The organism is Mycobacterium innocens, assembly GCF_900566055.1.
In the GTDB taxonomy this organism is placed as follows: domain Bacteria; phylum Actinomycetota; class Actinomycetes; order Mycobacteriales; family Mycobacteriaceae; genus Mycobacterium; species Mycobacterium innocens.
On sequence record NZ_UPHQ01000176.1, the window covers coordinates 1 to 15291 of the forward strand.

Annotated in this window: 11 protein-coding genes and 4 pseudogenes; 14 read left to right on the plus strand and 1 reads right to left on the minus strand. The window is 64.4% G+C overall.

What is annotated here, in order from left to right:
- From EET03_RS17415 to EET03_RS31690, 7 genes and pseudogenes are all read left to right on the plus strand, one after another.
- Window positions 1-94: pseudogene (locus EET03_RS17415) on the plus strand (ExeA family protein); the annotation flags it as partial.
- Between the two features lie 121 nt (window positions 95-215).
- Window positions 216-1142 (plus strand): annotated as a pseudogene (locus EET03_RS17420) (alpha/beta hydrolase); the annotation flags it as partial.
- Window positions 1108-1695 carry a hypothetical protein gene (locus tag EET03_RS17425; protein WP_082274632.1) on the plus strand — a complete coding sequence of 196 codons (588 nt, stop codon included), beginning with the start codon at window positions 1108-1110 and terminating at the stop codon, window positions 1693-1695. The pseudogene EET03_RS17420 and the gene EET03_RS17425, both read left to right, overlap by 35 nt.
- 120 nt (window positions 1696-1815) lie before the next feature.
- Complete coding sequence (locus tag EET03_RS17430) at window positions 1816-2187, plus strand: IS3 family transposase (protein ID WP_167470656.1); 372 nt, start codon at window positions 1816-1818, stop codon at window positions 2185-2187.
- Window positions 2112-2528 (plus strand): integrase core domain-containing protein, encoded by a 417-nt coding sequence (locus EET03_RS17435; protein ID WP_122508800.1) that lies wholly within the window; start codon window positions 2112-2114, stop codon window positions 2526-2528. Before EET03_RS17430 ends, EET03_RS17435 begins: the two co-directional genes overlap by 76 nt.
- A gap of 336 nt (window positions 2529-2864) precedes the next feature.
- Entirely contained in the window at window positions 2865-4091 is a 1227-nt protein-coding gene (locus EET03_RS17440; protein ID WP_075542776.1) for an IS110 family RNA-guided transposase, read from the plus strand.
- 459 nt (window positions 4092-4550) lie between these two features.
- A pseudogene (locus EET03_RS31690) lies at window positions 4551-4844 on the plus strand (DUF1490 family protein); the annotation flags it as partial.
- 154 nt (window positions 4845-4998) lie between these two features.
- Here the strand turns inward: EET03_RS31690 and EET03_RS30325 are convergent.
- Entirely contained in the window at window positions 4999-5145 is a 147-nt protein-coding gene (locus EET03_RS30325; RefSeq protein WP_167470657.1) for a hypothetical protein, read from the minus strand.
- 602 nt (window positions 5146-5747) lie between these two features.
- Here EET03_RS30325 and EET03_RS17450 point away from each other — a divergent pair.
- The 7 genes and pseudogenes from EET03_RS17450 (at window position 5748) to EET03_RS31700 (ending at window position 15183) form a co-directional block, all read left to right on the plus strand.
- Complete coding sequence (locus EET03_RS17450; RefSeq protein WP_099194484.1) at window positions 5748-9413, plus strand: nitrate reductase subunit alpha; 3666 nt, start codon at window positions 5748-5750, stop codon at window positions 9411-9413.
- A gap of 11 nt (window positions 9414-9424) precedes the next feature.
- Complete coding sequence (gene narH, locus EET03_RS17455; RefSeq protein WP_099194485.1) at window positions 9425-11005, plus strand: nitrate reductase subunit beta; 1581 nt, start codon at window positions 9425-9427, stop codon at window positions 11003-11005.
- Window positions 11002-11673: a nitrate reductase molybdenum cofactor assembly chaperone gene (narJ, locus tag EET03_RS17460; protein WP_075541547.1), complete on the plus strand. Its 672-nt coding sequence runs from the start codon at window positions 11002-11004 to the stop codon at window positions 11671-11673. The genes narH and narJ overlap by 4 nt, the downstream gene beginning before the upstream one ends.
- Entirely contained in the window at window positions 11670-12413 is a 744-nt protein-coding gene (gene narI, locus EET03_RS17465) for a respiratory nitrate reductase subunit gamma (protein ID WP_063469747.1), read from the plus strand. The genes narJ and narI overlap by 4 nt, the downstream gene beginning before the upstream one ends.
- A 144-nt stretch (window positions 12414-12557) precedes the next feature.
- Complete coding sequence (locus tag EET03_RS17470; protein ID WP_075541546.1) at window positions 12558-14000, plus strand: nitrate/nitrite transporter; 1443 nt, start codon at window positions 12558-12560, stop codon at window positions 13998-14000.
- Between the two features lie 19 nt (window positions 14001-14019).
- Window positions 14020-14841, plus strand: a pseudogene (locus EET03_RS31695) (FAD-dependent oxidoreductase); the annotation flags it as partial.
- Between the two features lie 66 nt (window positions 14842-14907).
- Window positions 14908-15183, plus strand: coding sequence for a hypothetical protein (locus EET03_RS31700; RefSeq protein WP_425271534.1), 276 nt, complete (start codon window positions 14908-14910; stop codon window positions 15181-15183).
- Window positions 15184-15291 lie beyond the last annotated feature (108 nt).

Below are 15291 nucleotides of genomic sequence, written 5' to 3' on the forward strand. Positions count from 1 at the left end.
GCTACAAGCCCTCGTCGCCGCGTTCGCCGCCGACAAGGCCATCGTCGACGAATCCTCCACCCGCACCGCTGTTGCCGAAGTCACGGCGGACTGAACACCACACCGACACCCCGAACACCACCGACCCTGCCGGACATCCACCGGCGGGGTCGTTTCACACCCGCACATCCTCACGATCAACGCCGCCATCATCCTCATCGTGAATGCCGGTCAACAAGGGTCGCGCGGCGATCGCCATCGGTAACCCGGACCTGGCGAAGAACACCGCGGTGATTGTGCCGGGCACCAGTAGCAGCGTGAGGGGTGGTTGGCTGCACGACGGCCACAACGACGCGCTGAACCTGTTCGAACAGGCCAACGCCGCCGACCCAAAGAACCCCACCGCGGTGATCGCGTGGATGGGCTACGACGCTCCCAATGACTTCAACGATGTTCAGCGAATTTCCACCCCGGAGCTGGCGCGAACCGGCGGTCAGGCCTTGGCGCAGGATGTCAATGGTTTGTGGGCCACGCACCTCGGCGCCGGTCAGCACGTCACCGTGCTAGGCCACTCATATGGTTCGACGACGGTAGCCGACGCGTTTGCGTTGGGCCAGATGCACGCGGACGATGCGGTGCTGATCGGCTGCCCGGGTACCGATCTCGCCCCCAACGCCGCGAGTTTTCATCTTGACGGTGGGCACGTGTACGTGGGTGACGCCTCGACGGATCCCGTTGGCATGCTGGGGGAGCTGAATGGCCTTAGCCACTATGTGAACCGAGACAACATTGGCGGTCAGGTGCTCGGTTTAACACCTGGCCTGGGTGCTGACCCGGCCGCCGACGGATTCGGATCGGTGCGATTTCGCGCCGAGGTGCCCGGATCTGACGGCATTAATCCGCATGACCATTCGTACTATTACCATCGTGGGAGCGAGGCCTTGCACAGCATGGCCGACATCGCATCCGGTCACGGCAACGCGCTGGAATCTGACGGCATGACGGCCCAACATCGCTATCAGGTGGGCAAGGTCGACATTCCGGGCGTGGGTCCGGTCGGTGTCGGTATACCCGGCACGCCCGCCGTCATTGACCCAGAGTGGGGCCGCCCGCCAGGATCTGTTACCGATGATCACGTTTTCGACGAACAACACCACCACTGAGCGGCAACGCGTTTGGTTACGGCAAGCGCGGCTTGCCTCGGCCGTGGTCGTCGTCATGCTGTTAGGAGGGTGTTCGCTGGTGTTTCCCAAACCGCACTCCCCGGGCTCGTCTAACCCCTTTGATGATTCAGCCCACCCCATGACCGACGATCAGACCAAGGCCCAGCTAATCGAGCCGGCCAAGCAACTCGTCGCCGTGGCCGACCTGCAGGGCGTCTCCGGGGCATTTTCGTTCGCCTCGTGTAACGACCAAGGCGACCCGCCCTACCAGGGGACAGTCACGATGAGCTTCCTCATTCACGGCGATCCGGACGCGTACTTTCAGCATATCCGCGACTCAATGCACTACCACGGCTGGAACGAGAGCGCTCCACCGGGACAGCACTATCACGGCACAACCCTGAACAGGAACGGCGTGACCGCAAATATCAACTTCTTCCCGTCCGACCACACCTACGGCGAAATCATCCTTGATGGCGAATGCCGCAACACCACCAACCACAAGGGCGACGGTCGCTGGATTGATATCACCAATCAAATAACTGCGCCCTGAAGGCTCGGCTGCGCTGAGGACATCTCAGAACGTGTTTGCGACGCAGCTCGGCGTTCTGCTTCGCTAATCCGCCGGTTCTCTTCCAACATCTCCGTCGTTGGACGATCGTGCCGTAAAGCCTTGGCGGCGACGATCGCCTGGCTGTTCGCTAAACACAAGGGCACCTGGGGGTCGCCCCGGATCGTGATGAACCTGCGGGAAATGGGCTGGCGGGTGTCGGTGAACACCGTCGCGAAGCTGATGGCCGAGCAGGGCCTGGTGGCCCGGCGCCGGCGCGGCACCACCAAACCAGACAAGTCCAAACGTAAGGCCCCTGATCTGCTGGGCCGCGACTTCACCCCACCACCGCAACCGAACGTGGCGTGGGTCGGAGATCTCACCGAGACCTGCATTCACGGCGCGTACCAGGCTTCGCTATGGACGTCCACCATGACGCGGCGCTGGCCCGGGCGGCATTGTGCATGGCGATTGCGGTGCGCGGCGGGTCGGTGACCGGGGTAATTTTCCACACCGACCAAGGCGGTGAGTACACCGGTGAGCTGTTCACCCAGGCCTGTCGGGCCGCCGGTGTGACCCAGTCGATGGGCCGCACCGGGTCGGCCCTCGATAACGCGGTCGCGGAGTCGTTCAACTCGACACTGGAATGGGAACTGTTGCGTAACAACCACTTCCAAACATGTGAACAAGCGCGCCACGCCGTCGCTGCCTGGATTGAGGACTACAACAGTAACCGGAGGCATTCCACCGACGGCATGCTCAGTCCCATCGACTATGAACGAGCCTGCGCCCAGCAGCGCAGCGCAGGCGACAGCGGCGATCCGAGGGCGGCATGACCGAAAATGAAGGCGGCTTCGCCGCCGCTGTCCTTCCCGATGAGCCCCGGGCGAGGCTACGGGGCCGCCCCTCCGGCCTAATGAGAACTAGCGGGTCGGTCATCGGGCAGACTCGCTACCGGTAGCGGCCGGTGGGATGAGCACTTACTCCTGCCAGGACCTCGAGTCCTGCCTTGAGATCGTCGCCTCCCGCCGGTTCGCCGGGAGAAGGGATCGCTGATGGGATGTCGTGCCCACCGTGCATGGTGTGAGCACTCGATCATTAGGCCGCCGACAGTTCTCCCGCGCACGTTGCCGAACCAAGTTGGGTTGTTGTGAGCGACAGGAGGATTGGGTTTGCTGTTCGTGGGAGACGATTGGGCGGAAGAGCATCACGACGTCGAACTGATGGACCAAGCCGGGCGCATGCTGGCCAGGGCGCGGTTGCCGGAGGGCGTGGCCGGGATCGCCCGGCTGCACGCGATGATCGGCGAGCAGCTCGGCGACGACGCCGAGGAGGCCGAGGTGCTGGTCGGGACGGAAACCGACCGCGGCCCGTGGGTGGCCGCCCTGCTCGCCGCCGGCTACACCGTGTACGCGGTGAACCCGCTGCAGGCGGCTCGATATCGGGAACGGCATGCCGTGTCCGGCGCCAAGAGCGACCCCGCCGACGCGCACATCCTGGCCGACATGGTCCGCACCGACGCGCATCAGCTGCGGCCCATCGCGGCCGACAGCTCCCAGGTGCAGGCGATCAAAGTGGTTGCCCGCGTGCATAAGACGCTGATCTGGGAACGCACCCGCCATGTGCTGCGTCTGCGGCACGCGCTGCGCGAGTACTTCCCGGCCGCGCTGGAGGCCTTCGAGGACCTAGACGCCGCCGACACGCTTCAGCTGCTGAGCAAGGCGCCCGACCCGGCCTCGGCCGCAAAGCTGAACCGCAGCCAGATCCGAGCCGCGCTTAAACACGCCCGCCGCCGCGACCTCGACACCAAGACCACCCGCATCCAGGCCGTACTGCGCAGCCAGCAGCTCGGCCGCGACCCGGTCATCACCGGCGCCTACGCGGCCACCACCCGCTCGATCGCGGCCGTACTGGCCACCCTCAACGAACAGATCACGGCGCTCGAAGAGCAGGTGGAGCAGCATTTTGGCCGGCACCCGGACGCTGAGATCATCTTGTCCCAGCCCGGCATGGGACCGGTGCTCGGTGCCCGGGTGCTCGGCGAATTCGGCGACGCCCCAGGCCGTTACGCCGACGCCAAGGCGCGCAAGAACTACGCCGGCACCAGCCCGATCACCCGCAGGTCCGGCAAGCGCAAGAGCGTGCACGCCAGGTTCGTGCACAACGACCGGCTCGTCGACGCACTCATGCTCCAAGCCCAGTCCGCGCTGCGCGCCTCACCCGGCGCACGTGCCTACTACGACAAACAACGCGCCCGCGGCCTCAGCCACAACGCCGCACTGCGCCAGCTCGCCAACCGGCTCGTCGGCATCCTGCACGGCTGCCTGAAGACCGGCGCCGTCTACGACGAATCGACGGCATGGCTCAGTCACAACCAAGATCAACAGAGTGCCGCTTGACAAACAAGCTCATGGGTTCCTCGTGATCCATTTTCCTGGTCGGCTCCCGCCCATCTTGGGGCGTGCTCCGGCCCGCAGGCGCGGTCAAGCGTAGTTTGCTTGACGGCGCCGAGGACCGGTGCAGGCTTTGGCCGGCGGGGGGATCGACAAGTCCTCCGCGGCCGTCTCGTATTCCAACGGCTTGACATCTCAAGCTCCTGGGATGTCTCAAGGGCGCTATGCGTCGCTGCGCGACGGGCCTACGGCCCGCCCTTGACCCCGGAGCCTCTCCGGCCCCTCACCGCGCAGCGGCACGGGGCAGGAGCAAAGCCCCTGCCCGCCCAAACGCCCGGCGCTCACAACCACGTCCCACCCAAACAAAGTCTCTACGGTTCGAGGGGATTGCCAGTGCACTTGGTGGCAGGAGTGTGGCTGTCCGCAACCCGTGATGGTTCGCCGATAAGGAAGGAAGTGTTCGAGATGGCTTGGCAGGGACTTTGGGCGAAGGCGGTGCCCACAGTGGTGACCGGTGCAGTAGGCGCGGCTGCCTATGAGGCGCTCCGCTGGGTGGTGGTGAAGTTGCCGCTGCGCGAGGCGACCGTCACCGTAACCGCATGGGGCCTGCGTGCTGCTCGCGAGGCAGAGCGCAAGGCGGCGAAGAGCGCTGAGCAGGCTCGGCTGACGGTCGCCGACGTGATGGCCGAGGCAAGGGACCGCATCGGGGAGCCAGTTTCACCGCTGGTGGTGGCCGACTCGGGCCACGACCATGACCACGGTACAAGACATCGTCGGGTTGCATCTGGAGCCGCCGGAGAAGGTGCTGGCGCTCAGCGTCGATCAAAATCCCAGATCCAGGCGCTCAACCGCACCGCGCCGGTATTGCCACGATGCCGGGCATGCCCAAGCGATGCACCCACCCCTATGTGTGTCACGGCGTAACCATCCTGTTTGCCGTATTCAATGTGGACAGCGGCACGGTGACGAATCGATCCACCGCCGCCACCGCGCCCCCGAATCCGAGGCATTTATCACCAAGCTCGACAACAACATCGCCGCCGAGCTGGATCTGCGACAACTACGCCACCCACCATCACCAGCTGGCTGGCCCCGCCGTCCGCGGTTTCACATGCACTTCACCCCGAGCTACTCTTGCCGGCTCAACCAGTCGAACGCCGGTTTGCGTTTCTGACCGACAAGCGCATCCGCCGCGATACCGCACCAGCGTGACCGCGCTGGAAAAAGACATCCGCAGCTAGATCGCACATGAAGCGAGGACCCAAAACCATTCGTACGGACCAAAACCGCCGACCAGATCCTCCAACGACTCGCCACATCTACAGGGATTCCTCGCGCAGGACTGCGCTTCCCGCCCACCGACCCCTGGCTCATCGTGGGACGCGGCAAGATCGATGTTAAGGGTAAGAAAAATGCTGAATTCGCTCCTGTGACGCTGTCGCGGGTTGGTTGGCGTCGTGGTCCATCGATCATGTCGTCCAGCAGCGCTTTTCGATGGCCGACGGCAACATTGCCGCAAGCCTTGTGCATCGCATTATGACCGGGGTGTTAACGCAATCGCACGGTCGCCCGCGGGTATCGGTGCGTATTCTTGACAACCCAAAAACCTGCCTTATCCTCGGTCAATGACTGCGCGATAGTCGGTGTCCGAGGGGAGGCAAAGTGGTCGATCTGAACGCGAGTCGACAGACCGCCGCTGACGCCTTGCTCGGATTCAGCAAATATTTTCATCGCGGCGAGATCTCCCCGGATCACCGCGCGCTACACAAGGTCGGTGGCCGGTCGGCGGACGACTTCTACCGAGACCGGTGGGCCCACGACAAGGTCGTCCGCTCGACACACGGCGTCAACTGCACCGGTTCGTGTTCATGGAAGATCTACGTCAAGGACGGCGTCATCACCTGGGAGTCCCAGCAGACCGACTACCCATCGGTCGGCGCCGACAAACCGGAGTACGAACCGCGAGGCTGCCCCCGCGGAGCCTCGTTCTCCTGGTATACGTATTCGCCTGCGCGCGTGCGCTATCCGTATGTGCGCGGTGTCCTGCTGGAGTACTACCGCGAGGCAAAGGAGCGACTGAACGACCCCGTGCTGGCCTGGGCCGACATCGTCGATGATCCGGTTAAGTCGGCCCGCTACAAGGCAGCACGTGGCAAGGGCGGGCTTGTCCGGGCCGAGTGGTGGGAAGCCGCCGAGATCGCGGCGGCCGCCCACGTGCACACGATCAAACGGTACGGTCCGGACCGAGTGGCCGGCTTCTCGCCGATACCGGCCATGTCGATGGTCAGCCATGCCGTTGGGGCGCGGTTCATTTCGTTGATCGGCGGGTCGATGCTGTCGTTTTACGACTGGTACGCCGACCTTCCGGTGGCTTCGCCGCAGGTGTTCGGCGACCAGACCGACGTCCCCGAATCGGCCGACTGGTTCGACGCCGGTTACCTGATCATGTGGGGCTCCAACGTTCCGGTCACCCGCACACCCGATGCGCATTACATGACCGAGGCGCGCTATCGCGGCCAAAAGGTGATCGTGGTCTCGCCCGACTACGCGGACAACACGAAGTTCGCCGACGAATGGCTCCCGGCGCGCCCGGGAACCGACGCCGCGCTGGCGATGTCGATGGGACACGTGATCCTCAGGGAATTCTTCGTCGACCGGACGACCCGCTACTTCTCCGACTATGTGAAGAAGTACACCGATCTGCCGTTTCTGGTGACGCTGACCGAGCGCGACGGTGCCTGGCTGCCCGGAAAGTTCCTCACCGCCGGCGATCTCGGCGACACCGGCGAAGGCGCCTCGTCCAAGACGGTGCTGCTCGACGCGCACGCTAATCCGGTGGTGCCGAACGGTTCGCTGGGATACCGGTTCACGGCATCCGGCGAGGGTAAGTGGAACCTCGACCTGCAAGGCGTGGACCCGTTGCTCACGCTATACGGCGCCCACGACGAGGTGGCCGCCGTCAAGCTGCCCCGCTTCGACAGCGACCGCCCGGAGGTGCTGACGCGAGGTGTGCCCACGAAGATCGTTGCCGGACAACGTGTCACGACGGTATTCGATCTGTTACTCGCGCAGTACGGCGTGCACCGGGAGGGCCTGCCCGGTGACTGGCCGGCGGGCTACGACGACGCCACTGCGCCGTACACCCCAGCCTGGCAGGAGCCGATCACCGGCGTACCCGCCACGGCGGTGGAACGGATCGCGCGTGAATTCGCCGACAACGCCGAACGTTCGCGCGGCAGGTCGATGATTCTCATGGGCGCGGGAACCAACCATTGGTTTCATTCCGACCAGATCTACCGGTCGTTTCTCACGCTGGTGATGCTCACCGGCTGTCAAGGTGTCAACGGCGGCGGCTGGGCACACTACGTCGGACAGGAGAAGTGCCGACCGGTAACGGGCTGGTCGACACTGGCGTTCGGGTTGGATTGGCAGCGGCCGCCGCGGCAGATGCAGGGCACAGTGTTCTGGTACCTGTCGACCGACCAGTGGCGCTACGACGGGTTCACGTCGGAGGTGATGGCTTCCCCGCTGGCCGAAGGCCGGTTTGCGGGCCGAACGGCGGCCGACAACATCGCGCTGGCGAGCCGGCTGGGATGGATGCCGAGTTATCCGACGTTCAACCGCAATCCGCTCGATCTGGCCGATGAGGCGACGCGGTTGGGCAAGGACGCGTCGGCCCACGTCGTGGATGGTCTGAAATCGGGCCATCTGCGGTTCGCTTGCGAGGATCCGGACGCGCCGGAGAATTTCCCGCGCTGCCTGACCGTGTGGCGGTCGAACCTGCTCGGCTCGTCGGCAAAGGGCAACGAGTACTTCCTCAAGCACCTGCTGGGCACCGATTCCAATGTCGCCGCGCGCGATGCGGACGCGGTCCATCCGCAGGAGGTCCGCTGGCGTGACGAGGCGCCGGTCGGCAAGCTGGACCTGCTGTTGTCGTTGGATTTCCGCAGCACCAGCACCACACTGTTTTCCGACGTCGTGCTGCCCGCCGCCACCTGGTATGAGAAGCACGATCTGTCCAGCACCGACATGCACCCGTTCGTCCACGCGTTCTCGCCGGCGATCTCACCACCATGGGAGACCAAGACCGACTTCGAGGCGTTCCATCGGATCGCGCGGGGGTTCTCCTGGCTCGCCGAGAAGCACCTCGGGAAGCGTAACGACATCGTCGCGGTGCCGCTGCAGCATGACAGCGCCGACGCCACCGCGCAGCCCGGCGGGCGGGTGCTGGACTGGAAAGCCGGTGAGTGCGAACCGATTCCCGGCAAGACGATGCCACGGCTCGTTGTCGTCGAGCGGGACTACCCGGCGGTCGCTGAGAAGATGGCGGCGCTGGGGCCGATGGTGGAAACCGTCGGCCTGACGACCAAGGGCGTGACGACGCATCCCGACGCGGAGGTCGAGTACCTGCGCGGTGTCAACGGCGCAGTGGTCAGTGGCATGGCCGTCGGGCGGCCGTCTTTGGCCAAGGACACCCACGCCGCCGAGGCGATTCTGGCGCTGTCCGGCACGACGAATGGGCGCCTCGCTGTCGAGGGGTTCGAGGCGCTGCAACGCCGCACCGGCACCGAGCTGGCAGACCTCGCCAAGGAGAACGAGGGCCGACGAATCACGTTCGCCGACACGCAGTCTCGGCCGGTGCCGGTGAACACCTCGCCGGAGTGGTCCGGTTCGGAGACCGGGGGTCGTCGGTACTCACCGTTCACGATCAACACCGAGCGGCTCAAGCCGTGGCATACCCTGACGGGTCGGCAGCACTTCTATCTCGATCACGACTGGATGTGCGAGCTTGGGGAGCAGTTGCCGATCTTCCGTCCGCCGCTGGATATGACCGCGCTGTTCAACGAGCCGACGGTCGGCGACACCAGCGGCGGCATCACGGTGCGGTATCTGACCCCGCACTCCAAATGGTCGATCCACTCCGCGTACCAGGACAACCTGCACATGCTCACGCTTTCCCGTGGCGGGCAGGCGATTTGGATGTCGGATGTGGACGCGGCGAAGATCGGCGTCAAAGACAACGACTGGATCGAATGCACCAACCGCAACGGTGTGGTCAACGCGCGTGCGATCGTCAGCCACCGGATGCCCGAAGGCGTGGTGTTCATGTACCACGCGCAGGACAAGGCGATGGACGTGCCCCGCACCGAGAAGACCGGCAAGCGCGGCGGCATCCACAATGCGTTGACCCGGATCATGATCAAGCCGTCACACCTGATCGGCGGCTACGCCCAGCAGTCCTTCGCGCTGAACTACCACGGCCCCACCGGAAACCAGCGCGACGAGGTCACCACGATCAGGCGACGCTCGCAAGAAGTGGAGTACTGACGATGAAAGTCATGGCTCAGCTCGCGATGGTGATGAACCTCGACAAATGCATCGGCTGCCACACCTGCAGCGTCACCTGCAAGCAGGCCTGGACCAACCGCGGCGGGATGGAATACGCCTGGTTCAACAACGTGGAAACCCGTCCCGGACAGGGATATCCGCGCCGGTACCAAGACCAGGAAAAGTGGAAGGGCGGCTGGACACTCAACAAGCGCGGCAAGTTGACGCTCAAGTCGGGATCTCGGATCAAGCGGTTGCTGAACATCTTCGCCAACCCGGATCTGCCTACGTTGTCGGACTACTACGACCCGTGGACCTACGACTACGAGAACCTGCTGTCCGCGCCCGCGATGGACACCACGCCGGTGGCCCGTCCCAAGTCTCTGCTCACCGGCCAAGACACCAAGGTGACCTGGGGCGCCAACTGGGATGACGACCTCGGCGGAGGGCCCGAGCAGATTGGCCGAGATCCACTGCTGGCCAAGCTGTCCGACAAGGTGAAGCTCGAATTCGAGCAGACCTTCATGTTCTACCTGCCGCGCATCTGCGAACACTGCCTCAACCCCTCATGCGCCGCGTCGTGCCCGTCCGGCGCGATCTACAAGCGCAGCGAGGACGGCATCGTGCTGGTCGATCAGGACCGGTGTCGTGGTTGGCGGCAATGCGTCACGGGCTGCCCCTACAAGAAGATCTACTTCAATCACAAGACCGGCAAGGCCGAAAAGTGCACGTTCTGCTACCCGCGCGTCGAGGTGGGCATTCCGACAGTGTGCTCGGAGACCTGCGTCGGGCGGCTGCGGTACATCGGGGTACTGCTGTACGACGCCGATGCTGTTGCGGCCGCAGCGTCGGTGCGAGACGAGACGGATCTGTATCCGGCGCAACTGGGCGTGTTCTTGAACCCGCACGACCCGCGGGTGGTGGCCGAGGCCGAGCGCGCCGGGATCTCGAGCGAATGGATACAGGCCGCCCAGAATTCGCCGGTCTACCGACTCATCGTCGACTACCAGCTGGCGCTTCCCCTGCACCCGGAGTACCGCACCATGCCGATGGTCTGGTACATCCCACCGCTTTCCCCGGTTGTCGACATTCTCGCCCAGACCGGCCACGACGGCGAGAACAAGAACAATTTATTCGGTGCCATCGACGCCCTTCGAGTCCCGGTCGAATATCTGGCCGAACTGTTCACCGCAGGCGATGTCGGGCCGGTTCGCCTTGCGCTGCAACGGCTTGCGGCGATGCGCTCGTACATGCGCGCGGCCAACCTGGGCGAGGAATTCGACGACGCGATCCCGGAATCGGTGCGGCTGACCGGCGAAGAGATCGAGTCGATGTACCGGCTGCTGGCGATCGCCAAATACGGCGACCGCTACGTGATCCCCAACGGAGCGGGGTCGGACGCGCACCGCCTGGACGCGCTGGCCACCGGATGCAGCCTCGACGGGGACGGCGGGCCGGGGATGACGGCGTTCGACGCGATGGCCGACAAGTTTCATCTCACCAACGGCAACGGCAACCGCAGCAAGTCCGGTGGGGCGAACCTGCTCAACTGGGACGGCAAGAGCACCGACGGGTTGGTGCCTTCGAAATGAGGACTTTGGCGCTGAGTCGGCGACCGGTACGCAGTGCCGCGCTGTCCGTCCGCGAAGCGCGGGTGCTCTGGCGCATCGCCGCGCTGCTGCTGGACTACCCCAGTCCGCAGACGCTGGCGATGACTGGTCAATTGGCCGCTGCTGCAACGGAACTGCCTGCCGTTGTACGCGCACCGATATTGGACTTTCTGGAAGAATTCAGCTGCGCGGACCCGCTGCAGCTCGCCGCGCGCTACGTCGAGACATTCGACATGCGTCGCCGCGCCTGCCTGCACCTGACGTACTACGCGTATGGAGACACCCGCAAACGCGGCATGGCACTGCTGCGGTTCAAGCACGCCTACCGCCAGGCAGGGATGGCTATGGGTGATGACGAACTGCCCGATTACCTGCCGCTGGTTCTCGAGTTCGCTGCCACGGTCGACCAGCTTCAGGGCGAGCGGTTGCTTTCCGAGCATGTCCCGGTGCTCGAGTTGTTGCGACTATCGCTGCTGGACAGCGGTTCTCCGTATGCCGGCGTGGTGGCCGCCATTCTGGCGACGCTGCCGGCGATCAGCGGCGCCGACCGCCGCCGGATTGCCGAGCTGGCCGCGCAGGGGCCTCCGGACGAGGACGTCGGATTGGAACCGTTCGCAATGGATCCACTCACGGTCGGAAGCCGCCGATGACCACACTGCTCTGGATGGCCGCACCGTATGTCGCCTTCACGTCCTTTGTGCTGGGCCATATCTGGCGCTACCGCACCGATCAATTCGGCTGGACCACCCGATCTTCGCAAATGTACGAGAGCTGGCTTTTGCGGATGGGTAGTCCGCTGTTTCACTTCGGTCTGCTCGGCGTCTTCGGCGGCCATGTCGTCGGCCTGCTGATCCCCGAATCGTGGACAACAGCGGCAGGGATCCCCGAATGGTTTTATCACCTGACGGCCGTGACGATGGGCTCACTCGCCGGGTTTGCGGTTCTGGCCGGACTGGGAATCCTGCTGTACCGGCGTATCGCGGTCTCTGCGGTTCGCCAGGCGACGACGCGTGCCGACAAAGTGATGTACGCGCTGCTGACGGGTGCGCTGGCGACTGGGATGCTCAACACTTTGACCAACGTGTTCGCCGCCTACAACTATCGCGAGACCGTGTCGCCGTGGTTCCGCAGCCTGTTGTCGGTACACCCGGTGGTGGAGTTGATGGCGCATGCACCATGGAGCTTTCAGATGCATGTCTTGATTGTCCTTGTGCTGCTCGGTATTTGGCCTTACACACGGCTGGTACATATGTTCAGCGCGCCGGCCGGCTACCTGATGCGCCCGTACTTGGTCTATCGAAGTCGCGACCCGCAGAAAGCATCCGGCAACCGTTATGCAAAAGCCTGGGTAACGCCTGTCGCGCCACCCGCACGTAGCCGCTGGATCTGACTTCGACTCAGACAGCCGACAGGTGGCCTAGAACCGTGGCCGCATCTCGACCTCACCTTCCCAACGGGTGGTCGGTGAGCAGGTTGTAGCACTCAAGTCACCGCGGGAAGCGTTGCCGCAACAACGCTTTCCTACAGTGATGGCATGCCATTACTGGTGCGCCAACACATCATCGCTGACTGGGACGCTGAAGACGTCGACGCCTGGAACAACGGCGGAGCCAAGATCGCGCGCCGCAACCTGATCTGGTCCATCTTCGCCGAGCATGTCGGATTCTCCGTCTGGTCGATCTGGTCGGTGATGGTCCTGTTCATGCCGCAGGACGTCTATCACATCGATGTCGCCGGAAAATTCTTTCTCGTCGCGATGCCGACGCTGGTCGGCGCGGTGCTGCGGCTGCCCTATACGTTCGCAGTCACGAGGTTCGGCGGTCGCAACTGGACGATGTTCTCCGCGCTGCTGCTGGCGATCCCCACAGTGCTAACGCTGTATTTCATGGCTCATCCCGACACGTCCTACACAACATTCATGATCGTGGCGGCGATCGCCGGGTTTGGCGGGGGCAACTTCGCGTCGTCGATGACCAATATCAACGCCTTCTATCCACAGCGGCTCAAGGGGTGGGCACTGGGCATGAACGCCGGCGGCGGCAACATCGGCGTCGCGACGATCCAGATCATCGGGCTGCTAGTGATCGCCACTGCGGGCAACCGTTCCCCGCACTGGGTGTGCGCGGCGTACCTGGTGCTGCTGTCGATCGCCGCGATCGGCGCGGCGCTGTTCATGGACAATCTGACCAACCAGCGCACCAATAGCCGCTCGATGGTCGATGTGATGGGATACCGCGACTCGTGGCTGATCGCACTGCTCTACATCGGCACGTTCGGATCGTTCATCGGCTTTTCGTTCGCGTTCGGGCAAGTGCTGCAAATAGGCTTCCTGGCCAACATCAGTCATGGCATCAAGGTGACCCCGGCGATGACCGCCCAGGCGGCGCTGCACGCCGGGCAGATCGCCTTCATCGGACCTTTGCTGGGCTCGATCGCGCGGCCGGGTGGCGGTTGGTTGTCCGACCGCCTCGGTGGCAGTCGGGTCACGCTGTACACGTTTGCCGCGATGATCGCCGCCGCCGGCTGGCTTGCGGTTGTTGGCGAGATGGGTGATGCCGCGCATCGCGCCCCGTCGGGCGGTATTTTGGCCGCCTACGTGGTCGGGTTCGTCGCGCTGTTCATTCTGTCGGGAATCGGCAACGGGTCGGTGTACAAGATGATTCCGTCGATCTTCGATGCCAAGGCGCAAAACATGGACAGTTTTAGCAAGGCCGAGAAGGCCGACTGGTCGCGTCGGATGTCAGGTGCGCTGATCGGGATCGCCGGGGCCATCGGCGCCCTTGGCGGGGTCGGCATTAACGTCATGCTGCGGGCGTCGTACCTGTCACCGGCGAAGTCGGCAACGATGGCATTCGGTATCTTCCTGTGCTTTTACGTATTGTGCGCGGGGATCACCTGGTTCGCGTATGTGCGCACGCCCAGCAGGGCACCCGCGCCGAAAACCACGACGTTCGAAGAGGCGGTCGCACTGGCGTGACCTGAGCCGAAGTCGGGTAGTGGTCGTCGGCCACGGCATGGTGGGCCACTGTTTCGTCGAGGCGCTGCGCGATCGCGACCTCGACGGCCGGTGGCACATCACCGTGCTGTGCGAGGAACCGACACCGGCCTACGATCGGGTCGCGCTGCCCTGCTACGTCGGCACCTGGGATCGCGGCACGCTCGCGCTGACCGGAAATGACTACGCCGGTGACGATTTGGTGCGGTTACAGGTGGGCGAGCGGGTCATCACCGTCGACCGCGACGCCCACACCGTCACGACATCGCAAGGGCAGGAGATCGGCTACGACGCGCTGGTGCTGGCAACCGGTTCGTACCCGTTCGTCCCGCCGATCCCCGGCAACGACCTGGACCGCTGCTTCGTCTACCGCACACTGGATGACCTCGACGCGATTCGGGCGGCGGCCGAGGCCAGCGAGCCCGGGGCCGTCGGGATCGTGGTCGGCGGTGGGCTGCTGGGTCTCGAGGCCGCCATGCATTGCGGCTGTTGGGTTTGACCCCTCATATCGTGGAGCTCGCGCCGCGGCTGATGCCGCTTCAGGTCGATGAAGGCGGCGGTGCGGTGCTGGCCAACCTCGTCTCCGCACGGGGTCTGACCGTACATACCGGGGGTGTCTACCACCGCGATCGACAACCATGCCGGCGGGCTGCGGGTCACGCTGTCCGACGGCGATACCATCGACGCCGCGGTGCTCGTGTTCTCCGCCGGCGTGCGGCTCCGCGACGAGCTGGCCCGCGCTTGCGGTCTCGACGTGGCCGACCGCGGCGGTGTGATCACCGATGTCGCCTGGCGGACAAGCGATTCGGCCATTTATGCGGTCGGTGAGGTGGCGGCGGTCGAGGGCCGCTGCTATGGGCTGGTCGCGCCCGGTAACGCCACCGCGGAGGTGGTCGCCGACCGGCTGCTCGGCGGGAACGCCGAGTTCCCCGGCGCGGACTTGTCGACAAAGCTCAAGTTGCTCGGCGTAGATGTGGCCAGCTTCGGCGATGCGCGCGCCAGATCCGAGGGCGCGCTCGAGGTCGTGCTCAACGACGCCGTGAAGGGCACCTACGCCAAACTCGTTGTCTCCGATGATGCATCGACGTTGCTGGGCGGAATTCTGGTCGGCGACGCGACCGCCTACGGGACGTTGCGCGCCCTAGTCCGTAGTTCCCCCTATTGAGTGGGCTTCGAATTCTCAATGTTGTTCGTGAGCAGGTGTTTTACGGTCATGCGATGCGGGTGAAGTAGTCATGTATTATCGTATCAGTGTCGGCGTGTTCAGTTGCCA